The following is a 23,160-nucleotide window of genomic DNA, read 5'->3' on the forward strand; positions in this document are numbered from 1 at the left end:
GCTTTATATACATCCAACCATCACACCCGTTGAGCTAGGGTGAAGGTCTATTATTTTTTGCCTAGGTCAGCTGCGTGCTCAGATAGGAACGCTGCAACACCTTTTGGAGATGCGTCCATACCTGCTTTACCTTCTTCCCATTGTGCAGGACATACTTCGCCGTGCTTCTGGTGGAAGTTAAGAGCGTCAACCATGCGTAGCATTTCGTCGATGTTACGGCCTAGAGGTAGGTCGTTAACTACTTGGTGACGTACAACGCCTTCTTCGTCGATTAGGAAAGAACCACGGAAAGCAACGCCTGCTTCTGGGTGCTCAACGTCGTAAGCTTTACAGATTTCGTGCTTAACGTCAGCAACTAGTGGGTACTTAACTTGACCGATACCGCCATCTTCGATAGCAGTGTTACGCCATGCGTTGTGAGAGAACTGAGAATCGATAGAAACACCGATTACTTCAACACCTTTAGCTTGGAAATCAGCTAGACGGTTGTCGAATGCGATTAGCTCAGATGGGCAAACGAAAGTGAAATCTAGTGGGTAGAAGAATACTACTGCTTTCTTACCTTTAGTGAACTCTGCAAAGTTGAAGTTTTCAACGATTTCACCGTTACCTAGAACAGCTGCTGCAGTAAAATCAGGGGCTTGACGACCTACTAGTACCATTTTTTTGCTCCTAAAAAGTATGGTTAGTTCCAAACCGAATTCAGTTGTGTCGGTTTGGTCCGTGTTTGTACGAGACAAACTATAGTACAGATTGTAGTATTGAAAAAAGCGAAATAAATAGATTGAGTTAATCGAAAAAAACGATAATAGCAAAACTCTTAACTCGATCACTGGAACGGCGGTAGATACAAATACAATTATGAATAAATGGCCCAGTTTGAAGCAGTTGCACTACTTAGTCACACTGCATGAAACAAGACATTTTAGTGACGCTGCAGAGCGTTGTTTTGTCAGTCAGTCGACTTTAAGTAAAGGTATTCAAAACTTAGAGGAATTGATTGGTTGTCCATTATATGAAAAGAAAGACAAGAAAAGTCCACTGGTTTTTACCCAAACAGGAGAAATGGTAGTAAAGCAGGGGCGAGAGCTGTTAGCAAAAGGGCAAGATTTGGTCGAGCTTGGACGTATGTGCCAAGGCGACGATATGCAAGGCCAGCTAAAAGTGGGATGCATACCAACAATTGCTCCGTTTTTACTGTGTGATTTGGTGCAAGAGGTTAACTATCGTTTCCCACAACTGAATCTTTTATTAAGAGAAGACACGACAACAAACTTACTTCAAGCGCTTAGACACGGTGAGTTGGATGTACTCATTTTAGCGTTGCCAGTTGAAATTGACGGTATGGAAAGTCGAGTGGTGGGTAAGGATCCGTTTCGAATGGTTATTAGTGCGAATCAAGCCCAATCGGTGCCTGTGCCGATTCGTTACGCAGATTTACCTGACGAATCCGTCTTTTTATTAGAGAAAGAGCATTGTTTAACGGAACACGCGGTATCTGCGTGTAAATTAACAGATAAAGAAAAAATTAATCCGTTTACAGCAACCAGCCTTCATACTTTGGTGCAAATGGTTGCGAATGGTTTGGGAACAACGTTCATTCCTCAAATGGCTATCGACCACGGCCTGCTGCATAACCAGAATTTAGTCGTGATCGATCCCCCAGGAAAGCAAGCCTATCGTGAAATTGGCTTAGTTTGGCGTCCGAGTTCATCAAGAACGAAAACATTTAATCAGCTTGCAGAAGTCGTTTCCGAACTGCTTTAGCTATTAGTATTAGCCTCTACATCTCCATTATTTATCTAAAAGCGCACTGAAAACAGTGCGCTTTCTAGTATTTTATTCTGTTGGTGAACTTTGACTTGTAAAATTTTACAGCTCTTCTTTGATGAAGCTTTCATAAAATAGTGAAATTTCACAATGTTAATTTTACACAAAACCTAGTATGTCTTGTTTGACCCTTGTTTGAATCCACCTTGCCAGCCCTTGTGAATACAAGGCGTTTGTTTACCAGTCTATATTCATACACTCGTTTGAAATGATAAATCGATCTTAAAATTAATGTAATTTAATTACGTAATAACTTACAAAAATAGGTGTTCGATAGGCGGTTTTTACCCTGCCGAATAAAACTTCGAATTTTCTGTTTTGTTTATCTTGGGGGTTTCGTTAAACCCTTTGTTGAGATAGCTTATTTAAAGGCCGATAAGACTTATGTCTAGATTGAAAATACACATAACATTACGCAATCTATCGACATAGCTAGACGAGTTGAACACAAAGTTAAAGGATGTAATTTGTTGTTCATAACTTACAAATGTAGCTTTACGCTGACTGCCCAAGATGGATAAAGCACGTTAAGGATGAATGATTATGCTTGCTCAGACAGAACAAAAAACACAACAACTAAAGCAAACCCAAGGCATGCTTGAGGTGAATGGAGTCGTTGCTCCAGAACATCAAGCAATTTTCCCTGTTGAAGCCCAAACCTTTTTATCTCTACTGTGTGAAAAATTTGCTGGACGTGTTGAGCAGTTGATGGAAGCACGAGAAGAGAAGCAAGCGCGTATCGATGCAGGTGAGCTGCCAGACTTTTTACCAGAGACACAAGACATCCGTGAAGGAAGCTGGAAGATCCAGGGAATCCCACAAGATCTGCAAGATCGCCGTGTGGAGATTACCGGACCAACTGATCGCAAGATGGTGATTAACGCACTGAATGCGAATGTAAAAGTGTTCATGGCAGACTTCGAAGATTCAATGTCTCCAGCATGGAGTAAAGTGCTGGATGGGCAAGTGAATTTACGCGATGCCGTGAATGGAACCATCAGTTACACCAACCCTGGCAATGGCAAGCATTATCAGCTGGAAGATGACCCAGCGGTGTTGATCTGCCGTGTTCGCGGCCTTCATTTAAAAGAAAAACACGTTACGTGGCACGGTCAGATCATTCCAGGTGCGCTATTCGATTTCGCTCTGTACTTCTATAACAACTACAAAGCGTTACTTCAAAAAGGCAGCGGCCCTTATTTCTACATTCCAAAACTGCAATCGCATCACGAAGCGAAGTGGTGGAGCGAAGTGTTCCATTTCACGGAAGACTATTTCGGTCTTGATACAGGCACCATCAAAGCGACTGTGCTGATTGAAACCTTACCAGCCGTATTCGAAATGGATGAGATTCTGTTCTCACTAAAAGAACACATCGTTGGTTTGAACTGTGGTCGCTGGGATTACATCTTTAGCTACATCAAAACCTTGAAGAAGCACCCTGAACGCGTACTGCCAGATCGCCAAGTGGTCACTATGGACAAGCCATTCTTGAATGCTTACTCGCGATTATTGGTGCGTACTTGTCATAAACGAGGTGCTTTCGCGATGGGAGGAATGGCCGCCTTTATCCCAGCGAAAGACCCGCAAGAGAATCAAAAAGTATTAGACAAGATCCAGACTGACAAATCGCTAGAAGCAAACAACGGTCATGACGGTACTTGGGTAGCTCATCCAGGTTTGGCTGACACCGCGATGGAAGTTTTTAGTGCTGTACTGGGCGAGCGCACCAATCAATTGGATGTGAGTCGTTCAGAGGATGCACCTATTACAGCGGCTGAACTACTCGAGCCTTGTGAAGGCGAGCGTACAGAAGCCGGAATGCGCCACAATATTCGTGTTGCGCTGCAATACATCGAAGCTTGGATTTCTGGTAATGGTTGTGTACCGATTTATGGCTTGATGGAAGATGCGGCGACAGCTGAAATCTCTCGCGCTTCTATCTGGCAATGGATTCAACACGGCAAGTCGCTAGATAACGGATTGAAGGTCACTAAGGATCTGTTCGAGCTCTATCTAAAAGAAGAGATTGAAGTAGTGAAACAAGAAATTGGCGAGCAGCGCTACCAAGCGGGTCGATTTGAAGAAGCGGCAGACTTGATGGCAAGGCTCACTACGAGCGATGAGCTGACCAACTTTTTAACAGTTCCTGGTTATGACTACCTGGATTAATAAAGAATAACTGTAACACCAATAACGTGAAGGATTTTCAAGGCAGATAGGGAAGTACTGCCTGAGAACGGAAACTCAACGCACACGCATAAAGTGCAAATTATAAAGAGGGATAGACCAATGACTAACTTAACTCGCCGCCAACAAATTGAAGCTCTGGAAAAAGACTGGGCAACTAACCCGCGCTGGAAAAATGTAAAGCGTACATACACTGCTGAGGAAGTGGTGGAACTGCGTGGCTCTATGGTACCAGCTAACACAATTGCACAACGTGGTGCAGACAAACTTTGGTCACTGGTCAACGGTAGTGCGAAAAAAGGTTACGTAAACTGTCTTGGTGCGTTAACTGGCGGCCAAGCTGTTCAACAAGCTAAAGCTGGTATTGAAGCGATTTACCTATCTGGTTGGCAGGTAGCAGCGGACAACAACACCGCTTCAACGATGTACCCTGACCAGTCTCTATACCCAGTCGATTCTGTACCGTCAGTAGTAAAGCGCATCAATAACTCGTTCCGTCGTGCAGACCAAATCCAATGGTCAGCAGGTAAATCGCCTGAAGATGAAGGTGGTATTGACTACTTCCTACCAATCGTAGCGGATGCTGAAGCGGGCTTTGGTGGTGTGCTTAACGCTTACGAGCTCATGAAGTCTATGATCGAGGCAGGCGCAGCGGGCGTTCACTTTGAAGACCAGCTAGCATCGGTGAAAAAGTGTGGCCACATGGGCGGCAAGGTATTAGTTCCAACGCAAGAAGCGGTCCAAAAACTGGTTGCTGCTCGTTTGGCTGCTGATGTGGCGGGTACAACAACCTTGGTTATTGCTCGTACTGATGCGAATGCGGCAGATCTCATTACTTCAGATTGCGACCCATACGATAAAGACTTTATTGAAGGTGAGCGTACTCAAGAAGGTTTCTACCGCGTTCGTGCTGGTATTGACCAAGCCATCTCTCGTGGCCTAGCTTACGCACCGTATGCAGATTTGATCTGGTGTGAAACAGCGACGCCATGTTTGGAAGAGGCACGTAAGTTTGCAGAAGCGATTCACGCTGAATACCCAGATCAACTGTTGGCATACAACTGTTCGCCGTCCTTCAACTGGGAGAAGAACCTAGATGCAGAAACCATTGCTAAGTTCCAACAAGAGCTGGCAGACATGGGCTACAAGTATCAATTCATCACGCTAGCAGGTATTCACAACATGTGGTTCAACATGTTCGAACTGGCGCACGCTTATGCTCAAGGTGAAGGTATGCGTCATTATGTTGAGAAAGTTCAGCGTCCTGAATTCCAGGCGGCAGAAAAAGGCTATACATTTGTTGCACACCAACAAGAAGTAGGTACAGGTTACTTCGATAGAATGACCAATACTATCCAAGGTGGTAACTCTTCAGTGACCGCATTGACCGGTTCGACCGAAGAAGACCAATTCTAATTGGCAGAGAAACACTTCCTTAATCAGCGTCAGTAATGGCATTTTGAGCGGCAACCCTGCCGCTCTTTTTTCGTTTAAAACGTTTAAGAAACGAAATTTACACCCAAGATAACGCGTTTGCGTATTATTCTTCTGGCTCGATTTCTTCGGGTTCCACTTCTTCTTGCAGTTCCAATAAGTTAATCGCAATGGTCACAAAGTCACTGTCAGTAATGATGCCTACCAATCGACCCTTGGTGACAACAGGTAAACAGCCAACTTTGTGCTTTTGCATGTAGATAGCGCTCTCTTTAAGCCCCGCGATGGGTTCGGCAGTCATGATGTTAGTGTGCATCATTTCGTAGAGCGGTGTATCTAGAGTAAAAGATTGTTCAGCCTCATCTGGGTGCAAGCTCGATTCTTGAGCAGCAAGAATGTCGCGTTGAGTCACCAAGCCTTGTAAGTGGTTATTGGCATCAACAACCGGAATATGTCGAATATCAAGCGCATCCATCATGCTTTTTGCATCACGCAAGGTGTGCGTGCGCAGTAAGGTATGAGGATTACGAGTCATCATGTCTTCAACCTTGATCATAGAGACCTCCAGCGGCATTGTCCTTCTCTTAAATATAGAGAATATTTTCCTGTATATCTGGGAGCTAACTCGTTTTTCATCAATTAAATAGCACAATACACTTGCGCTTCTTTTTGTCTGCGTAATCTGTGTCTTATCGACGTTTTTATTAATTTGAATAAGTCGGTTTGCGTGCGAGTCAGTTGGCATTTTTGATTGATATTGAATGTGTACCCAAGGTAATCCAATGAATTGAATCGCACATTTTTATTCGTTGGATTTTCCAAGATTCGTCTCTCGAAGAAGATACGCTCAGGCTTACCAAATTGAAGACAGCAACCTAAATGAAAAGAACAACGTGTAACAAACTCATTGCGCTGGCAGTGGCGGCATTCAGTGTGCAATCAGCACAGGCGATTGTGTTAGGAGATGAACTAACCGACTCTGTTGACCGCGTTACTTTACGAGCAAGTAATATGGCAGAGTTCCCACTGTGTGGCGGCACCATGCTGACGGAGCAGTGGGTGTTGACTGCGGCACACTGCGTGGTCATGGGGCAGGGAGCGAACGAAGCAAGCTACTATGTGACCCCGCCGGGCGAGTTGTCGGTGAATGCGAATGTGCATGAACTTAATTCAGCAGGGCTTGATAACTTCTATCCAGTGTCTCACGTTGTGGTTCACCCTGATTACACGCGGATTTCAAAAGCTGAGACCGACAGTAATGGCAACGTGAAACCTACCCAAACCGGTTTAGACTCAGACATCGCGTTGCTGTATCTCACGCGCCCAGTGGCAAACGCGAGCTTTGCTGATTTAGCAAACAAAGCCGACATGGAGAGTATCGAAGCGCGGTTGGCAGCGGATTGGAACGATAATTACTTGACCAATCAACGTGTCGAAAATGTGCAAGTGTTTGGGTGGGGGACCACTCAGCCGGATGCTTCTGAACCTTCCAATACGCTCAAAACCACCATTAGTACATTTTTACCCATCGACAAATGTTATGAGCGTTTAGAAATTGGCAGCAGTTTTCCGGGGATTATCGACTCAAGAGAAAACCAAACCAAAATCTGTACGCTACCAACGAAAAACCGAGTATTAGAGCCGGATAGCCACACCCAATATGGTAACTCTGCATGTAAAGGTGACAGTGGGGGGCCGCTGGTCGATGTGGCAACGGGCAAACAGATTGGTATTGTTAGCGGTGGACCTCTCATTCTTCCGACTTGTGGCTCTTTGACTATTCCAAGTTTCTACACCAAGGTGAGCCAATATTACGACTGGGTACAGTCTTACATTACTGCCGATGCGCCACCAAGTAGCTACATCATTGCACCGAACTTTATTAAAGAGGCTAATAACGAAGTCGGCGGAGATAAAGAGTGTCACGACGGTATTGCAACCAATAACTGTGATTTCAAAGGGTCAGATGATGATGGTGGCAGTCTGGGTCTGTGGCTATTGGGTCTATTCGTACCCTTGGCGTGGTGGCGAAGGCGTGAGGTTTGATAGGGCGATTTGAATACCAAACGAGTAAGCAGCGTTATGCGCTGCTTTGCTTTTTAATGTTCCATTTCTGTTGGCTTAAACTGAAAAATAATGCCAAGTGATCGCGGTTTTTCACGTTTTATTACATTCTTCATCATGGCTTTTACAGTGATATTCTGGGGATTTGCTTGCTATTGCAGCATGTAAACATATACTAGTCTGCTGCGAAAAACTCGTCGCAATTTTATCGTCGTCCTAGACGTGATTTGACCAATATATAAGACAAGTAACATGCAAGTATCAGATTTCCATTTCGACCTTCCAGATGAACTTATCGCTCGTTACCCTCAGCCAGAGCGTACCGCTAGCCGACTATTACAAATGGACGGCAATACCGGAGAGCTAATTGATGGCACATTTACTGATGTATTGGGCCAAGTTCAACCCGGTGATCTCGTGGTGTTTAATAATACTCGTGTTATACCTGCTCGTCTTTTTGGTCGTAAAGAGTCGGGTGGTAAGCTAGAGGTGCTGGTGGAGCGCATGCTTGACGAGAAAAGCATCCTCGCGCACGTTCGCTGCTCTAAATCTCCAAAACCAGGTACAACCATCATTGTTGGCGAGAATGATGAATACTCAGCAGAAATGGTGGCGCGTCATGACGCTCTATTTGAACTGAAATTTAACGCTGATAAGACGGTATTAGAAATTTTGGAAGAAATCGGCCACATGCCACTTCCTCCGTACATTGACCGCCCAGATGAAGATGCAGATAAAGAGCGTTACCAAACCGTATATAACCAGAAGCCAGGCGCAGTAGCGGCGCCGACAGCGGGTCTTCATTTTGATGATGTTCTACTAGAGAAAATCAAAGCGAAAGGCGCAGAGTTTGCTTACGTCACTTTGCACGTTGGTGCCGGTACATTCCAGCCAGTAAAAGTAGAAAACATCAACGATCACCATATGCACGCTGAGTACGTAGAAGTACCGCAAGAAGTCGTCGAAGCAATTAAAGCGACGAAAGCGCGAGGTGGACGAATTATTGCTGTTGGTACTACATCGGTACGCTCACTTGAAAGCGCAGCGCAAGACGCATTGAAAAAAGGGACTGAGTTGGTCCCATTCTTTGGTGATACAGAAATCTTTATTTTCCCTGGCTACGAATATCAGCTTGTGGATTGCTTGATTACCAATTTCCACCTGCCAGAATCCACACTGATCATGTTGGTGAGTGCATTTGCAGGTTATGAGAACACCATGAATGCTTACAAGCATGCGGTAGAAAACAAATATCGCTTTTTCTCATATGGTGATTCAATGTTCATCAAGAAGAAAACGATTTAGTAAAAAATAAGATTTACGAGTGCTAGCAGTAAGCTAGGAAATAGAGCAGAACCTCTGCTTTATCTCTCGCAAGGAAAAGCGACCGCTCCTTAAAGTAGGGTAGAGCCCTAAACACTCAGTCAGACTGTTTCTCTGACACCCGGAGGCATCGTGAAATTAAAATTCGATCTTAAGAAGAAAAACGGCAATGCGCGTCGTGGTCAACTGACTTTCGAACGTGGCACTGTTCAAACCCCAGCGTTTATGCCAGTTGGTACTTACGGTACGGTTAAAGGCATGACGCCAGAAGAAGTGAAAGGTACGGGCGCAGAAATCCTACTAGGTAACACGTTCCACCTTTGGCTGCGTCCTGGTCAAGAAGTCATGAAAATGCACGGCGACTTGCATGATTTTATGAACTGGCACGGTCCTATTCTTACTGATTCAGGCGGCTTCCAAGTATTCAGCCTTGGCAAGATGCGTACTATTACCGAAGAGGGTGTGCACTTCCGTAACCCAGTTAATGGTGACAAGATTTTCATGGACGCAGAAAAGTCGATGGAAATTCAAAAAGACCTAGGTTCTGACATCGTCATGATTTTTGACGAGTGTACGCCATACCCAGCGACACACGATGAAGCGAAGAAATCGATGGAAATGTCGCTACGTTGGGCACAGCGCTCACGTGATCACTTCGAGAAGCTAGAAAACCCGAACAACCTGTTTGGTATTGTTCAAGGTGGTGTTTACGAAGATCTACGTGATGTGTCGGTAAAAGGTCTAACGGAAATCGGTTTTGACGGTTACGCGGTTGGTGGCTTGGCAGTAGGCGAGCCTAAAGAAGATATGCACCGTATTCTTGAGCACACTTGTCCGCAGCTTCCAGAAGACAAGCCTCGCTACCTAATGGGCGTGGGTAAACCAGAAGACTTGGTTGAAGGTGTTCGCCGTGGTATCGACATGTTTGACTGTGTAATGCCAACGCGTAACGCGCGTAATGGTCACCTGTTTGTGACTGGTGGTGTGATCAAGATCCGTAATGCGAAACATAAAACGGATACAACCCCGTTGGATCCGCACTGTGACTGTTACACTTGTCAAAACTACAGTAAATCGTACCTTCATCACTTAGAGCGTTGTAATGAAATTCTGGGTGCTCGTCTGAATACGATCCACAACCTACGCTACTACCAGCGTCTGATGGAAAGTATTCGTAAAGCGATTGATGAAGATCGTTTTGATGAGTTTGTTACCGAGTTCTATGAGCGTCGTGGCCGTGAAGTGCCACCACTAGCAAAAGAACAGTCATTGACGGACTAAAAAGAATTAAAGCCTTTGGCATGTCGCCAGAGGCTTTTGCTAATAAAGTAGGCTAACGCACGTTATTTTTGAGAGAGTGATCGCTATTAGTTACTCTCAGACTTGAATCTAAAATGCGAAAGCCCAACTTGTTGGATTATCAATAAAATATAATGAGGATGTTTTAATGTTTATTTCTCAGGCTCACGCAGCAGCAGAAGGCGCGCCAGCAGGCGGTGGTTTTGAAATGCTAATCATGCTTGGCATGTTCGCAGTGATCTTTTACTTCATGATTTACCGCCCACAAGCGAAACGTGTAAAAGAGCACAAGAACCTAATGGCTTCTATGGGCAAAGGCGACGAAGTTCTAACTAGCGGTGGCCTAGTGGGTAAAATCACTAAGATTGCTGAAGACAATGACTACATTTCAATCGAGCTTAACGCGAACAATGAAGTGGTAATCAAGAAAGACTTCATCACTGCAGTGTTGCCAAAAGGTACGCTTAAGTCTCTATAAAACAGCTAAAGGATCCTCGCTGTGCTAAACCGTTATCCATTATGGAAGTACTTGATGGTATTTTTTGCCATCATCACCGCTGCGTTATACGCACTTCCAAATATCTACGGTGAAGATCCGGCTATTCAAGTTACAGGGGCGCGTGGCGCCTCTGTAGATATGTCAACGCTGGATGCTGTCACTACTGCTCTTGATAAAGAGCAACTCTCTCATAAATCCATTGCTCTCGAGAATGGATCAATTCTTGTTCGTTTTAACGACACTGACACGCAAATCAGTGCTCGTGATGTCATCAGCGAAGCGCTTGGCAAAGACACAATTGTTGCACTTAACCTTGCTCCTTCTACACCCGATTGGCTAGAAGCGATTGGCGCGTCACCATTAAAGCTGGGTCTTGACCTTCGTGGTGGTGTCCACTTCTTAATGGAAGTAGACATGGACGCTGCGATGGAAAAGCTCGTTGGTCAGCAAGAAGAAGCTTTCCGTAGCGAACTTCGTGAGGCAAAAATTCGTTATCGTGCTATCCGCCCTTCTGGCAAAGAAGCGGTAGAGGTTCTGCTACGTAACGAAGAGCAATTAGCAGAAGCGAAAGCAATGCTAGAAAAGAATCACCCGGACATGCTCTTTGTCGAATCTGATTCAAATGGCCGTTACGCTCTTACTGCGACCTTTACCGAGCAACGTTTACAAGAGATCCGTAACTACGCTGTTGAGCAAAACATTACGATTTTACGTAACCGTGTAAACGAGCTAGGTGTTGCAGAGCCTCTCGTTCAACGTCAAGGTGCAAGTCGAATTGTTGTTGAGCTTCCTGGTGTTCAAGATACTGCTCGTGCAAAAGAGATTCTAGGTGCGACTGCAACGCTAGAATTCCGTGAAGTTGACGATAAAGCTGACCTATCAGCGGCGGCAAATGGTCGTGCGCCAGCAGGCAGTGAAATCAAAATGGACCGAGACGGTCGTCCGGTTGTGCTTAAGAAGCGTGTTATTCTTGGTGGTCAAAGCATTACGGATGCAAGCTCAAGTGTCGATGAATACGGTCGTCCACAAGTTAACATCTCGCTAGACAGCGAAGGTGGTAACAAGATGTCAGCGTTCTCTAAGAAGAACATCGGTAAGCTAATGGCTACCGTGTTTGCTGAGTACAAAGACAGTGGTCGTCGTACGCCTGAAGGCAAAGTCATCCTAGATAAGCATGAAGAAGTCATCAACCAAGCGACGATTCAATCGGCTCTTGGACGTAACTTCCGTATCACGGGTATAGACTCCGCAGCTGAAGCGCACAACCTTGCACTTCTATTACGTGCTGGTGCACTGATCGCACCTATCTCTATCGTTGAAGAGCGTACTATTGGTCCATCAATGGGCCAGCAAAACATCGATATGGGTATCCAAGCGTGTATCTGGGGTATGGTTGCCGTAATGCTGTTTACGCTGCTTTACTATCGTGGCTTTGGCTTGATTGCCAACATCGCTCTAATGGCTAACTTAGTGTTGATCATTGGTGTTATGTCGATGATTCCAGGCGCTACCATGACGCTTCCGGGGATTGCCGGTATCGTGTTAACGGTCGGTATGGCGGTTGATGCGAACGTACTGATCTTCGAGCGTATCCGTGAAGAGCTTCGTGATGGGCGTAGTCCACAACAAGCTATTCACCAAGGTTACGCGAATGCATTCAGTACGATTGCCGATGCGAACATCACGACACTGATTACTGCAATTATCCTATTTGCAGTCGGTACTGGTGCAGTGAAAGGTTTCGCGGTTACTCTATCTATCGGTATCTTAACTTCAATGTTCACCGCCATTATTGGTACACGTTGTATCGTGAACCTGATTTACGGTGGCAAACGCGTTGATAAATTGTCGATCTAAGGCTGGGAATTAATATGTTTCAAATTCTAAAAGCAGAGAAGACGATCGGCTTTATGCGTTGGTCGAAAGTAGCATTCGTTTTTTCAATCTTTATGATTGCGGCTTCTATCTTCACTTTGTCAACTAAGTGGCTAAATTGGGGCCTAGACTTCACTGGCGGTACGCTAATTGAAGTTGGCTTTGAAAAACCTGCGAACCTTGAAAAAATCCGAACCGCTTTAGATGCGAAAGGTTTTGGTGATGCGACAGTACAAAACTTCGGTAGTGCTCGTGAAGTAATGGTTCGTCTTCGTCCACGTGATGACGTTTCTGGTGAAACGCTGGGCAACCAAATCATTGGTGCTATCAAAGATGGTACTGGCGAAAGCGTAGAAATGCGTCGTATTGAATTCGTAGGTCCTAACGTTGGTGATGAGCTAACAGAAGCTGGCGGTCTAGCGATCCTCGTGTCGCTGATCTGTATCCTGCTTTATGTCTCGATGCGATTTGAATGGCGTCTAGCGGCTGGTGCGGTTATGGCATTGGCTCACGATATCATTATCACGTTAGGTGTTTTCTCATTCCTACAAATAGAAGTTGACCTAACCATCGTCGCGGCATTATTAACGGTAGTCGGTTACTCGCTCAACGATACCATCGTTGTGTTTGACCGTATCCGTGAAAACTTCCGTAAGATGCGTAAAGGTGAGCCAGCCGATATCATGGACGCTTCAATCACCCAAACGTTGAGCCGTACGTTGATTACCTCGGGTACAACATTGTTCGTGGTAATTGCACTGTTCATGCAGGGTGGTGCGATGATTCACGGCTTCGCAACCGCACTTCTACTTGGTATCACTGTAGGTACTTACTCTTCTATCTACGTAGCATCAGCACTAGCGCTAAAACTGGGCATCCAGAAAGAGCACTTGATGCCACCTCAAGTAGAAAAAGAAGGCGCAGAGTTCGACGAAATGCCATAAGGCAGGTTGAGAGTCGAAAACAAAAACCGCTGAGCAATCAGCGGTTTTTTTGTATCTGAATCGAGTTTTGTGCTTGCAGAACCTCACGGTATGGAGAGCCTTACATTGCCGCTAAGTAGATACGGTTCAGTAGATACAAGAAAGCCCCGCTCATTGAGCGGGGCTTTCTAAAGTCATCAGCGTGACGGGCTAAATATGACTTTCAAATATTACTTAAGGATCGCGCTGTTACCGTTTTCGCGGATGTGCTTAAGGATAGATTTTACGCCACGAGCGCTTGAAGCAACAATGTTACCAGACTTCATGTACTCAGTGCCGCCAGCAAAGTCAGTTAGGATTGCGCCAGCTTCACGAGCAATAAGCTCACCTGCTGCCATATCCCAAGGTTTTAGACCTAGCTCGAAGTAACCATCAACACGGCCAGCAGCCACGTAACATAGGTCAAGAGCAGCAGAGCCGCTACGACGGAAATCAGCACATTCAGTGAATAGCGCACCAACGATCTTGATGTAAGACTCAGCGTGTTGTTTCTGTTTGAATGGGAAACCAGTAGCTAGAACAGTACCTTGAAGGTCTTTTAGTTGAGCAACACGGATACGCGCACTGTTTAGTTGAGCGCCTGCACCACGTTGTGCAGTGAATAGCTCGTTTTGCATTGGATCGTAAACACAAGCAACTTCAGTTTTGCCTTTGATACGAACTGCGATAGAAACCGCGAAAGTTGGGTAACCTTTTACAAAGTTAGTGGTGCCATCCAGTGGGTCGATGATCCATTGTACGTCTTTATCTTTACCTTCGATAAGACCTTGTTCTTCAGCAACGATACAGTGCTCAGGGTAAGACTGCTTGATAGTATCGATGATGATGTATTCTGCTTCTTTATCTACATTAGTGACAAAGTCATTAGTGCCTTTAAGAGTAGATTCTACTTTATCAGTGTTTTCTAATGATTTAGCAATATGATTGCCTGCCTTTCGCGCAGCGCGAATAGCAATGTTTAGCATTGGATGCATACGAATTTCCCAACGGATGTTAAAGAACAAATGAAAGCGGCGGCGAGTATACCAGAGATCAGTAAAAAGGGAAGTGGTTATTTTTTGTTCTAAAGTCAGTGGTTTTATTGTATTTAGCTTGAGGCGAACGAGAACAATGACCAAGAATGAGAAGAGAGGCCTGCTTCGCCCTAGGGTGTGTTAAAAAACTATGGTAACATTCTGCGGTTTTAATTTAGGTAGCAAACACAGATGTTGGATCAAGTAAAAATTGTACTCGTAGGTACCTCTCATTCAGGCAATATTGGCTCAGCAGCTCGAGCTATGAAAGTGATGGGTTTAAGCCAACTAGTATTAGTCGATCCACAATGTGAAGTGGATGAACAAACTCTTGCTTTGGCTGCGGGTGCTGGTGATATTGCTCAAAATGCAAAGATTGTCGGTACATTAGAGGAAGCGGTTGAAGATTGCAGCCTTGTGGTGGGCTCCAGTGCTCGCTCTCGTACATTAGAATGGCCAATGCTTGAGCCACGTGAATGTGGTGAGAAATTTGCGGTTGAGGGTAGAAAACACCCTGTCGCGCTCGTGTTTGGTCGTGAAAGAACTGGTCTAACAAACGAAGAGCTGCAAAGGTGTCACTACCATGTTTGCATTCCTGCTAACCCTGAATATAGCTCGCTTAACCTAGCGATGGCCGTACAAACTCTGAGTTACGAAGTACGAGTTGCGCATTTGAACTTAGAGCAAAGCCAGTTTGCCCCAAATGAGCCGGAAGAGTACCCACGTCATAGAGAGCTCGAAATGTTCTTCGAGCATCTTGAAAAGGTGATGGTTGAGACCCAGTTTATCAATAAAGAGCAACCAGGGCAGGTGATGAATAAATTGCGTCGCTTGTTCTCTCGTGCTCGGCCAGAAACCCAGGAGCTCAATATTCTACGCGGCATTTTGACCTCGATAGAAAAGAAGTTCTGAATAAAGAATAACCACTCTAGGTGTAAGGATGAATACCTGAGTAAAATGGTCAAATAAATACTTGACCATTTTACTCAGGTATGGAAAAATCTTAACCATTACAAACCATGTGGATACGGTGTGGTATGAAACTTACATCTAAAGGAAGATATGCGGTGACAGCCATGCTGGATGTGGCACTGCATTCGCAACAAAACCCTGTACCTCTTGCTGACATCTCAGAGCGTCAGGGGATCTCGCTCTCTTACTTAGAGCAGCTATTTTCAAAATTGCGTAAAGCAGGTCTCGTTGCCAGCGTTCGTGGTCCTGGTGGTGGTTACCGACTTGGTGCCGACGCACACAGTATCGCTATTGGTACCGTGATTGCAGCCGTTGATGAGTCAGTCGATGCAACCAAATGCCAGGGCAAAGGAGATTGCCAAGGTGGAACACGTTGCCTTACTCACACGCTATGGCGCGACTTAAGCTCTCGCATTAGTGACTTCTTGAATAACATCACTCTTGGTGAGTTGATGACAGACAATGAAGTCCTCGAAATTTCTGATCGTCAGGACATTGATCTGGCGGTAACCCATGGGCTATCAAACAAAAATACAACCGCCGCGCCCATCGGTGTAAACGTCCGCTCTTAGCGGTCAGCTTTTTACATTGGAGTAGAGAATGAAACTGCCGATTTATCTTGATTATTCCGCTACATGTCCAGTTGATCCACGTGTTGCTGAAAAAATGGTTCAGTACATGACAATGGATGGCACATTTGGCAACCCAGCGTCGCGTTCGCACCGTTACGGCTGGCAGGCAGAAGAAGCGGTCGATACTGCTCGTGAGCAAATTGCTGACCTTCTAAATGCAGATCCTCGCGAAATCGTATTTACATCTGGTGCGACAGAATCAGACAACCTTGCGATTAAAGGTGCAGCGCACTTTTACTCGAAGAAAGGCAAGCACGTAATCACTTGTAAAACAGAGCACAAAGCCGTTCTTGACCCATGTCGTCAACTTGAGCGTGAAGGCTTTGAAGTGACTTACCTTGAGCCAGAATCAAATGGCTTGATCGATCTAGAGAAGCTTAAAGCGGCAATGCGTGATGACACAGTGCTTGTGTCTATTATGCACGTAAACAACGAGATTGGTGTGGTTCAAGACATTACAGCGATCGGCGAATTGTGTCGTGAGCGTAAAATTGTTTTCCACGTGGATGCAGCGCAATCTGCAGGTAAATTACCAATCGACGTTCAAGAGATGAAAGTTGACCTAATTTCGCTTTCTGCTCACAAAGTTTATGGCCCTAAAGGCATCGGTGCACTTTACGTTCGTCGTAAGCCTCGTATTCGTCTTGAAGCGCAAATGCACGGTGGCGGCCATGAGCGTGGTTTCCGCTCTGGTACACTTCCTACTCACCAAATCGTTGGTATGGGTGAAGCATTCCGCATTGCAAAAGAAGACATGCAAAAAGATTACGATCACGCTTTAGCGCTTCGTAACCGTCTTTTTGATGGCGTGAAAGACTTAGAAGCAGTGACGGTAAACGGTGACCTTGAGCAACGTGTACCACACAACCTAAACATCAGCTTCGCATTCGTAGAAGGTGAATCACTACTAATGTCGCTTAAAGATCTAGCGGTATCTTCTGGTAGTGCTTGTACGTCTGCAAGTCTTGAGCCTTCTTACGTTCTTCGTGCCTTAGGCATGGATGATGAATTGGCTCACAGCTCGGTTCGTTTCTCGTTTGGTCGTTTCACGACTGAAGAAGAAATTGATTACGCAATTGAACAAATCCGCGTTGCAGTGACTAAGCTACGCGACATGTCTCCTCTATGGGATATGTACAAAGAAGGGATTGATTTGAGCACTGTTGAATGGGCTCACCATTAATCTCAGGGATTGAAATAGAGGATTCGAGGTAATTTATCATGGCATACAGCGAAAAAGTAATTGATCACTACGAGAACCCACGTAACGTTGGTTCATTCGATAAAGAAGACCCATCAGTAGGTAGCGGCATGGTTGGCGCTCCAGCTTGTGGTGACGTAATGAAGCTTCAAATCAAAGTGACACCGGAAGGTATCATCGAAGATGCGAAGTTCAAAACATACGGTTGTGGTAGTGCAATCGCATCAAGCTCACTAGTAACTGAGTGGGTAAAAGGCAAGTCAGTTGATGAAGCAGCAGCAATTAAAAACTCTGAAATTGCTGAAGAGCTAGAGCTTCCACCAGTGAAAGTTCACTGTTCAATTCTTGCTGAAGATGCAATCAAAGCAGCGGTTGCAGACTACAAGAAAAAACACCAAGAATAATTATTCCGTAATATAATGGGAGCTTTGACGCTCCCATTCCAATCGAAATTTAGACAGACTAAGGTGCAGTATGGCCATCACAATGACAGAATCAGCGGCAAGTCGCGTAAGAGCATTCCTAGATAACCGAGGCAAAGGTATCGGTTTACGTCTTGGAGTGAAGACGACTGGTTGTTCAGGCATGGCATATGTACTTGAGTTTGTTGATGAGCTTAACGAAGAAGATGAAGTTTTTGAACTCTCTGGAGTGAAAATTATCATCGACAAAAAAAGCTTAGTGTACCTAGACGGTACCGAATTGGATTACGTGAAAGAAGGGTTGAATGAAGGTTTTGAATTCAACAACCCTAACGCGAAAAGTGAATGTGGTTGTGGTGAAAGCTTCAACGTCTAATTGATTGTCCTTCTGGGCAAGCGAGTCCGGAAGGCTTTACTAGGACCCGAACTTAATGAATCACTTTGAATTATTTGGGCTACCAAGTCAGTTTAAGCTGGATGGTAGCCTTCTTTCTTCTCAGTTCCGAGAACTACAAAAACGCTTCCACCCGGATAACTTTGCAACGGGATCTGAACGTGACCGTTTGATGGCGGTGCAAAAGGCAGCGCAAATCAACGATGCCTATCAAGTTCTGAAAAACCCTATCTCCCGTGCCGAGTACATCCTCGCAGAGCAGGGAGTTGAGATCCGAGGTGAACAGCAGACAATGCAAGATCCAATGTTCTTAATGGAGCAAATGGAGCTGCGCGAAGAACTGGAAGAAATTGCTGACAGCACCGATCCTGAATCGGCTCTTTTTGACTTCGATTCTAAGGTCAGCAAAATGTACAAACAGCATCTGGCAAGCGTCGAGCAAGAGCTTGATGATGGTCTTTGGGCTGAAGCCGCAGACCGAGTTCGTAAGCTAAAATTCATTGCCAAACTAAAGAACGAAATTGAACTAGTCGAAGACAAACTCCTCGGCTAGTTAGCGTGACAAGGACCTATCATGGCACTACTTCAAATCGCAGAACCGGGCCAAAGCTCGGCACCTCATGAGCATAAGTTAGCAGCGGGTATCGACTTAGGTACTACCAACTCTTTGGTTGCTTCTGTACGTAGCGGCGATGCAACTCCACTTGCGGACGAGCAGGGCCGTACTATTTTACCTTCAGTCGTTAATTACACTGAGGAAACGTTAACGGTTGGCCACGAAGCCAAAGCCAAAGCAGAGCTTGAACCAGAGAACACTATTATCTCTGTAAAACGTTTGATCGGTCGTTCATTAAAGGACATTCAGTCCCGTTACTCTTCACTTCCTTATCGTTTTAGAGAGAGTGAAAATGGTCTTCCGATCCTGCAAACGCCTCAAGGTGACAAAAACCCGATTGAAGTATCTGCGGACATTCTAAAAGCGCTAGGTAAGCGAGCAGAAGAAACGTTAGGTGGTGAGTTAGCGGGTGTTGTGATCACTGTTCCTGCTTACTTTGATGATGCTCAGCGTGCAGGTACGAAAGATGCCGCGAAATTAGCTGGCCTTCATGTGCTCCGTCTGCTTAACGAACCAACTGCCGCGGCAATTGCTTATGGCCTAGACTCAGGCCAAGAAGGGGTGATTGCGGTTTATGACCTAGGTGGCGGTACATTTGATATCTCTATCCTACGTTTGTCGAAAGGCGTATTTGAAGTATTAGCAACAGGTGGTGACTCTGCGTTAGGCGGTGATGACTTTGACCATCTGTTAGCGGATTACCTAATGGAGCAAGCGGGTCTCGAAGCCCCACTTTCTGCTGAAAAAAACCGTACGCTACTGAACATTGCTACTGCGACTAAGATTGCTTTCTCTGAGCAAGACAGCGTTGATGTTGACGTGTTTGGCTGGAAGGGCACCGTTACTCGTGAGCAGTTCGAAGATCTGATTCGCCCCTTAGTGAAGAAAACACTAATGTCTTGTCGTCGTGCATTAAAAGATGCTGATGTTAACGCAGACGAAGTACTCGAAGTTGTCATGGTTGGTGGTTCAACACGCACATTGCTGGTTCGTGAAATGGTAGGCGAGTTTTTTGGCCGCACACCGCTAACAAGCATTAATCCTGATGAAGTTGTCGCAATCGGCGCGGGTATCCAAGCCGACATTCTAGCGGGTAACAAGCCTGATTCAGAAATGTTACTTCTTGACGTGATCCCACTGTCGCTTGGTATTGAAACCATGGGTGGTTTGGTTGAGAAGATCATCCCTCGCAATACCACGATTCCTGTTGCGCGTGCGCAAGAATTTACCACATTCAAAGATGGCCAAACGGCCATGAGTGTTCATGTGGTACAAGGTGAGCGTGAAATGGTTGATGATTGTCGTTCACTGGCTCGTTTCTCATTGAAAGGCATTCCACCGATGGCGGCGGGTGCGGCACATATTCGTGTGACTTACCAAGTTGACGCTGACGGCCTTCTTTCTGTTACGGCAATGGAAAAGAGCACCGGTGTTCAGTCAGAGATTCAAGTAAAACCTTCTTACGGGTTAAGCGATAATGAAGTGGCGGATATGCTGCGTGATTCAATGACTCACGCTAAAGAAGACATGCAAGCTCGTGCGCTAGCTGAGCAGCGTGTTGAGGCCGACCGTGTGATAGAAGGTTTGATTGCAGCGATGCAAGCTGATGGTGACGAACTACTATCAGAACAAGAGAAACAAGACCTGATAAAAGCCATCGAAGCCTTGATTGAGCTGCGTAATGGTGATGATGCCGATGCGATTGAGCAAGGCATTAAAGATACCGATAAAGCGAGCCAAGATTTCGCATCGCGCCGTATGGATAAATCGATTCGAGCTGCGCTGTCAGGTCAATCAGTAGACGATATATAAGAGATAAGTAGTTATGCCTAAGATTATTGTATTACCACACGACGATTTGTGCCCAGAAGGCGCAGTGTTGGAAGCAAACACTGGTGAAACCGTTCTGGACGTAGCGCTAAAAAATGGTATCGGTATTGAACATGCGTGTGAAAAATCATGTGCTTGTACCACCTGCCACGTGATCATCCGTGAAGGTTTTGATTCGCTAGAAGAAAGTGAAGAGCTGGAAGACGACATGCTGGATAAAGCGTGGGGTCTAGAGCCTGAATCACGTCTAGGGTGTCAGGCGAAAATTGCGGATGAAGACTTAGTGGTAGAAATTCCTAAGTACACGCTGAACCACGCTTCAGAAGATCACTAAAACTATCTTCCCAATATAGGGAAGAAGCAAAAGGAAGATGAGCAATGAAATGGACAGATTCTCGCGATATCGCGATTGAACTTTGTGACAAGTTTCCAGATGTTGATCCGCAAACGGTGCGTTTTACCGATCTTCATCAATGGATCATGGAGTTAGATGAGTTTGAAGATGACCCAAACCATTGTAACGAAAAGATTCTGGAAGCCGTTATCATGTGCTGGATGGATGAAGCAGACTAAGTCTGTAAAACACAGCCTAGTTAACAATTCTTACTAAAAAAAGCGGACCTTTAGGTCCGTTTTTTTATCCAATTGACATTTTTGCCCTACATAATGCTAACATCCGTGAGTTATTAAAAAGAAGCAGCGTAGGCAACGCTGCTATAAGACAAGGAGAAACCATGTCTACACAGATGTCTGTATTTTTAAGTCAAGAGTCGGCAGCACCACATTGGGGTGAAAAAGCACTGCTTTCATTCGCTGAAAACGGCGCAACCATTCATTTAGGTGAAGGTCACGATCTTGGTGCAATTCAACGTGCAGCTCGTCAGCTAGATGGCCAAGGAATTCGTTCTATTTTTCTTTCCGGTGATAACTGGGATTTAGAGAGCGTTTGGGCTTTCCACCAAGGTTACCGTAACCCCAAAAAACATGGCTCAGTTGAGTGGTCTGCATTGTCTGAAGAAGATCAAGCAGAGCTTCAAGCGCGTATTACCGCGACTGATTTTACCCGCGATATCATCAATAAAACCGCAGAAGAAGTTGCCCCTCGTCAGCTAGCGACAATGGCCGCTGAATTCATCAAATCTGTTGCGCCTAAAGGCACAGTGACAGCTCGTATCGTCAAAGACAAAGACTTGTTGGCAGAAGGTTGGGAAGGTATTTACGCCGTAGGCCGTGGTTCGGAGCGTACTTCTGCGATGCTCCAGCTAGACTACAACCCGACAGGTGACGAGAACGCACCAATATTCGCGTGTCTTGTCGGTAAAGGTATCACCTTTGATTCGGGTGGTTACAGCTTGAAGCCTTCTAACTTCATGAGCGCAATGAAAGCAGACATGGGTGGCTCAGGCACCATCACCGGTGGTCTTGCACTGGCGATTCTTCGTGGTTTGAACAAGCGTGTAAAACTGATCCTTTGTTGTGCAGAGAACATGGTTTCTGGTCGCGCACTCAAGCTTGGCGACATCATCACCTACAAAAACGGTAAAACCGTTGAAATCATGAACACCGATGCAGAAGGTCGTTTAGTGCTTGCTGATGGTCTTATCTACGCTAGTGAGCAAAAACCTGAGTTAATCATTGATTGTGCAACACTAACAGGTGCGGCGAAGAATGCGTTGGGTAATGATTATCACGCATTAATGAGTTTCGATGACGAGTTATCGCATCAAGCGCTCACTGCGGCAAACCAAGAAAAAGAAGGTTTATGGCCGCTACCACTTGCTGACTTCCACCGTGGAATGCTGCCATCAAACTTTGCTGACTTATCGAATATCAGTTCTGGTGACTACTCTCCGGGTGCAAGCACAGCAGCAGCATTCTTGTCTTACTTCGTAGAAGACTACAAAAAAGGCTGGTTGCACTTCGACTGTGCGGGTACATACCGTAAAGCCGCGTCTGATAAATGGGCTGCGGGAGCTACGGGTATGGGCGTTCGTACACTTGCTCGTTTCCTCAATGAGCAAGCTGGTAAATAAGATTGATTGCGGCACTCCTTGTTTGAGTGCTGCTCTTACCCAGTAAGTCACTTTAAAAACACAACTATTATTACAAGTACAGAAAGGAAATTTTATGGCTCTAGAAAGAACATTTTCAATCATTAAGCCGGATGCGGTAGAGCGAAACCTAATTGGTGAAATCTATAACCGTATTGAAAAGGCTGGCCTACGTATTGTCGCTGCTAAAATGGTTCACCTGACTGAAGATCAGGCAAGCGGTTTTTATGCAGAGCATGAAGGCAAAGAGTTTTTCCCTCCACTAAAAGAGTTCATGACATCTGGTCCTATTATGGTTCAGGTACTGGAAGGTGAAAATGCGATTGCACGTTACCGTGAGCTGATGGGTAAAACTAACCCAGAGGAAGCGGCATGCGGCACTTTGCGTGCTGATTACGCACTTAGCATGCGTCACAATTCAGTTCATGGTTCCGATAGCCCTGAATCTGCAGCGCGTGAAATTGAGTTTTTCTTCCCTGAGTCAGAGGTTTTCTCTCGCTAATTAGGCGTGATACTTCACTTGTTAGTGATA

The 23,160-nt window shown here is 45.4% G+C and carries 23 protein-coding genes; 20 read left to right on the forward strand and 3 right to left on the reverse strand.

Going from position 1 to position 23,160, the window contains the following annotated elements; all coding sequences use genetic code 11:
- Positions 1–50 precede the first annotated feature (50 nt).
- Positions 51–662 carry a peroxiredoxin C gene (locus tag NDJ01_RS18485; protein WP_005381738.1) on the reverse strand — a complete coding sequence of 204 codons (612 nt, stop codon included), beginning with the start codon at positions 660–662 and terminating at the stop codon, positions 51–53.
- A 199-nt stretch (positions 663–861) separates the two neighbouring features.
- Between NDJ01_RS18485 and NDJ01_RS18490 the strand changes: the two genes are divergently transcribed.
- From NDJ01_RS18490 to aceA, 3 genes are all read left to right on the forward strand, one after another.
- Positions 862–1,767 carry a hydrogen peroxide-inducible genes activator gene (locus NDJ01_RS18490; protein WP_005383681.1) on the forward strand — a complete coding sequence of 302 codons (906 nt, stop codon included), beginning with the start codon at positions 862–864 and terminating at the stop codon, positions 1,765–1,767.
- A 606-nt stretch (positions 1,768–2,373) separates the two neighbouring features.
- Positions 2,374–4,002: a malate synthase A gene (gene aceB, locus NDJ01_RS18495; RefSeq protein WP_074190941.1), complete on the forward strand. Its 1,629-nt coding sequence runs from the start codon at positions 2,374–2,376 to the stop codon at positions 4,000–4,002.
- A gap of 120 nt (positions 4,003–4,122) precedes the next feature.
- Entirely contained in the window at positions 4,123–5,436 is a 1,314-nt protein-coding gene (gene aceA, locus NDJ01_RS18500) for an isocitrate lyase (RefSeq protein WP_005391585.1), read from the forward strand.
- 124 nt (positions 5,437–5,560) lie between these two features.
- Here aceA and NDJ01_RS18505 read toward each other — a convergent pair whose 3' ends face one another.
- Positions 5,561–6,010 carry a CBS domain-containing protein gene (locus tag NDJ01_RS18505; RefSeq protein WP_005391583.1) on the reverse strand — a complete coding sequence of 150 codons (450 nt, stop codon included), beginning with the start codon at positions 6,008–6,010 and terminating at the stop codon, positions 5,561–5,563.
- Positions 6,011–6,333: 323 nt separating this feature from the next.
- On the opposite strand from NDJ01_RS18505, the gene NDJ01_RS18510 reads away from it, so the two are divergent.
- From NDJ01_RS18510 to secF, 6 genes are all read left to right on the forward strand, one after another.
- Complete coding sequence (locus NDJ01_RS18510; protein ID WP_258587118.1) at positions 6,334–7,500, forward strand: trypsin-like serine protease; 1,167 nt, start codon at positions 6,334–6,336, stop codon at positions 7,498–7,500.
- A gap of 270 nt (positions 7,501–7,770) precedes the next feature.
- Positions 7,771–8,823, forward strand: a complete 1,053-nt coding sequence (queA, locus tag NDJ01_RS18515; protein ID WP_046874341.1) for a tRNA preQ1(34) S-adenosylmethionine ribosyltransferase-isomerase QueA — start codon at positions 7,771–7,773, stop codon at positions 8,821–8,823.
- Between the two features lie 150 nt (positions 8,824–8,973).
- A complete protein-coding gene (gene tgt / locus NDJ01_RS18520; RefSeq protein WP_005391577.1) occupies positions 8,974–10,122 on the forward strand; it encodes a tRNA guanosine(34) transglycosylase Tgt in 1,149 nt (382 codons plus the stop codon).
- Between the two features lie 166 nt (positions 10,123–10,288).
- The gene (yajC, locus tag NDJ01_RS18525) at positions 10,289–10,618 is read left to right on the forward strand and encodes a preprotein translocase subunit YajC (protein ID WP_005381725.1); all 330 of its coding nucleotides are present in this window, start codon (positions 10,289–10,291) and stop codon (positions 10,616–10,618) included.
- 21 nt (positions 10,619–10,639) lie between these two features.
- The gene (secD, locus tag NDJ01_RS18530) at positions 10,640–12,496 is read left to right on the forward strand and encodes a protein translocase subunit SecD (RefSeq protein ID WP_006741889.1); all 1,857 of its coding nucleotides are present in this window, start codon (positions 10,640–10,642) and stop codon (positions 12,494–12,496) included.
- Positions 12,497–12,510: 14 nt separating this feature from the next.
- Positions 12,511–13,458 carry a protein translocase subunit SecF gene (gene secF / locus NDJ01_RS18535; protein WP_005391572.1) on the forward strand — a complete coding sequence of 316 codons (948 nt, stop codon included), beginning with the start codon at positions 12,511–12,513 and terminating at the stop codon, positions 13,456–13,458.
- A 209-nt stretch (positions 13,459–13,667) separates the two neighbouring features.
- On the opposite strand, the gene suhB is transcribed toward secF, so the two are convergent.
- Complete coding sequence (gene suhB / locus NDJ01_RS18540; RefSeq protein WP_047010191.1) at positions 13,668–14,471, reverse strand: inositol-1-monophosphatase; 804 nt, start codon at positions 14,469–14,471, stop codon at positions 13,668–13,670.
- A gap of 231 nt (positions 14,472–14,702) precedes the next feature.
- Between suhB and trmJ the strand changes: the two genes are divergently transcribed.
- The 11 genes from trmJ to ndk all read left to right on the forward strand — a co-directional run bounded on the left by trmJ (position 14,703) and on the right by ndk (position 23,130).
- Complete coding sequence (trmJ, locus tag NDJ01_RS18545) at positions 14,703–15,422, forward strand: tRNA (cytosine(32)/uridine(32)-2'-O)-methyltransferase TrmJ (RefSeq protein WP_006741887.1); 720 nt, start codon at positions 14,703–14,705, stop codon at positions 15,420–15,422.
- A 125-nt stretch (positions 15,423–15,547) separates the two neighbouring features.
- A complete protein-coding gene (iscR, locus tag NDJ01_RS18550; protein ID WP_005381720.1) occupies positions 15,548–16,054 on the forward strand; it encodes a Fe-S cluster assembly transcriptional regulator IscR in 507 nt (168 codons plus the stop codon).
- A 28-nt stretch (positions 16,055–16,082) separates the two neighbouring features.
- Complete coding sequence (locus tag NDJ01_RS18555; protein ID WP_005391556.1) at positions 16,083–17,297, forward strand: IscS subfamily cysteine desulfurase; 1,215 nt, start codon at positions 16,083–16,085, stop codon at positions 17,295–17,297.
- Positions 17,298–17,335: 38 nt separating this feature from the next.
- A complete protein-coding gene (gene iscU, locus NDJ01_RS18560) occupies positions 17,336–17,719 on the forward strand; it encodes a Fe-S cluster assembly scaffold IscU (protein ID WP_005381718.1) in 384 nt (127 codons plus the stop codon).
- A 70-nt stretch (positions 17,720–17,789) separates the two neighbouring features.
- The gene (gene iscA / locus NDJ01_RS18565) at positions 17,790–18,113 is read left to right on the forward strand and encodes an iron-sulfur cluster assembly protein IscA (protein ID WP_005391554.1); all 324 of its coding nucleotides are present in this window, start codon (positions 17,790–17,792) and stop codon (positions 18,111–18,113) included.
- Between the two features lie 55 nt (positions 18,114–18,168).
- Positions 18,169–18,684 (forward strand): co-chaperone HscB, encoded by a 516-nt coding sequence (gene hscB, locus NDJ01_RS18570; protein ID WP_012842113.1) that lies wholly within the window; start codon positions 18,169–18,171, stop codon positions 18,682–18,684.
- Between the two features lie 21 nt (positions 18,685–18,705).
- Entirely contained in the window at positions 18,706–20,559 is a 1,854-nt protein-coding gene (hscA, locus tag NDJ01_RS18575; protein ID WP_046874339.1) for a Fe-S protein assembly chaperone HscA, read from the forward strand.
- Between the two features lie 13 nt (positions 20,560–20,572).
- Entirely contained in the window at positions 20,573–20,911 is a 339-nt protein-coding gene (fdx, locus tag NDJ01_RS18580; RefSeq protein ID WP_005391548.1) for an ISC system 2Fe-2S type ferredoxin, read from the forward strand.
- A 44-nt stretch (positions 20,912–20,955) separates the two neighbouring features.
- On the forward strand, positions 20,956–21,150 hold the full coding sequence (gene iscX, locus NDJ01_RS18585) for a Fe-S cluster assembly protein IscX (RefSeq protein WP_005391546.1): 195 nt from the start codon (positions 20,956–20,958) through the stop codon (positions 21,148–21,150).
- Positions 21,151–21,311: 161 nt separating this feature from the next.
- Positions 21,312–22,610, forward strand: a complete 1,299-nt coding sequence (gene pepB / locus NDJ01_RS18590; RefSeq protein ID WP_005391544.1) for an aminopeptidase PepB — start codon at positions 21,312–21,314, stop codon at positions 22,608–22,610.
- A gap of 94 nt (positions 22,611–22,704) precedes the next feature.
- Positions 22,705–23,130 (forward strand): nucleoside-diphosphate kinase, encoded by a 426-nt coding sequence (gene ndk, locus NDJ01_RS18595; RefSeq protein ID WP_005391542.1) that lies wholly within the window; start codon positions 22,705–22,707, stop codon positions 23,128–23,130.
- Positions 23,131–23,160 lie beyond the last annotated feature (30 nt).

The sequence above is a fragment of the Vibrio sp. HS-50-1 genome (assembly GCF_024747315.1).
GTDB lineage: Bacteria > Pseudomonadota > Gammaproteobacteria > Enterobacterales > Vibrionaceae > Vibrio > Vibrio diabolicus.

Coding starts and splice junctions, on each gene's coding strand:
- NDJ01_RS18505 (WP_005391583.1), bottom strand. CDS start 6,010: ATGATCAAGGTTGAAGACATGATGACTCGTAATCCTCATACCTTACTG.
- iscR (WP_005381720.1), top strand. CDS start 15,548: ATGAAACTTACATCTAAAGGAAGATATGCGGTGACAGCCATGCTGGAT.
- secF (WP_005391572.1), top strand. CDS start 12,511: ATGTTTCAAATTCTAAAAGCAGAGAAGACGATCGGCTTTATGCGTTGG.
- iscX (WP_005391546.1), top strand. CDS start 20,956: ATGAAATGGACAGATTCTCGCGATATCGCGATTGAACTTTGTGACAAG.
- iscA (WP_005391554.1), top strand. CDS start 17,790: ATGGCCATCACAATGACAGAATCAGCGGCAAGTCGCGTAAGAGCATTC.
- NDJ01_RS18510 (WP_258587118.1), top strand. CDS start 6,334: ATGAAAAGAACAACGTGTAACAAACTCATTGCGCTGGCAGTGGCGGCA.
- suhB (WP_047010191.1), bottom strand. CDS start 14,471: ATGCATCCAATGCTAAACATTGCTATTCGCGCTGCGCGAAAGGCAGGC.
- ndk (WP_005391542.1), top strand. CDS start 22,705: ATGGCTCTAGAAAGAACATTTTCAATCATTAAGCCGGATGCGGTAGAG.
- aceB (WP_074190941.1), top strand. CDS start 2,374: ATGCTTGCTCAGACAGAACAAAAAACACAACAACTAAAGCAAACCCAA.
- hscB (WP_012842113.1), top strand. CDS start 18,169: ATGAATCACTTTGAATTATTTGGGCTACCAAGTCAGTTTAAGCTGGAT.
- queA (WP_046874341.1), top strand. CDS start 7,771: ATGCAAGTATCAGATTTCCATTTCGACCTTCCAGATGAACTTATCGCT.
- NDJ01_RS18485 (WP_005381738.1), bottom strand. CDS start 662: ATGGTACTAGTAGGTCGTCAAGCCCCTGATTTTACTGCAGCAGCTGTT.
- pepB (WP_005391544.1), top strand. CDS start 21,312: ATGTCTACACAGATGTCTGTATTTTTAAGTCAAGAGTCGGCAGCACCA.
- yajC (WP_005381725.1), top strand. CDS start 10,289: ATGTTTATTTCTCAGGCTCACGCAGCAGCAGAAGGCGCGCCAGCAGGC.
- trmJ (WP_006741887.1), top strand. CDS start 14,703: ATGTTGGATCAAGTAAAAATTGTACTCGTAGGTACCTCTCATTCAGGC.
- NDJ01_RS18490 (WP_005383681.1), top strand. CDS start 862: ATGAATAAATGGCCCAGTTTGAAGCAGTTGCACTACTTAGTCACACTG.
- fdx (WP_005391548.1), top strand. CDS start 20,573: ATGCCTAAGATTATTGTATTACCACACGACGATTTGTGCCCAGAAGGC.
- NDJ01_RS18555 (WP_005391556.1), top strand. CDS start 16,083: ATGAAACTGCCGATTTATCTTGATTATTCCGCTACATGTCCAGTTGAT.
- iscU (WP_005381718.1), top strand. CDS start 17,336: ATGGCATACAGCGAAAAAGTAATTGATCACTACGAGAACCCACGTAAC.
- hscA (WP_046874339.1), top strand. CDS start 18,706: ATGGCACTACTTCAAATCGCAGAACCGGGCCAAAGCTCGGCACCTCAT.
- aceA (WP_005391585.1), top strand. CDS start 4,123: ATGACTAACTTAACTCGCCGCCAACAAATTGAAGCTCTGGAAAAAGAC.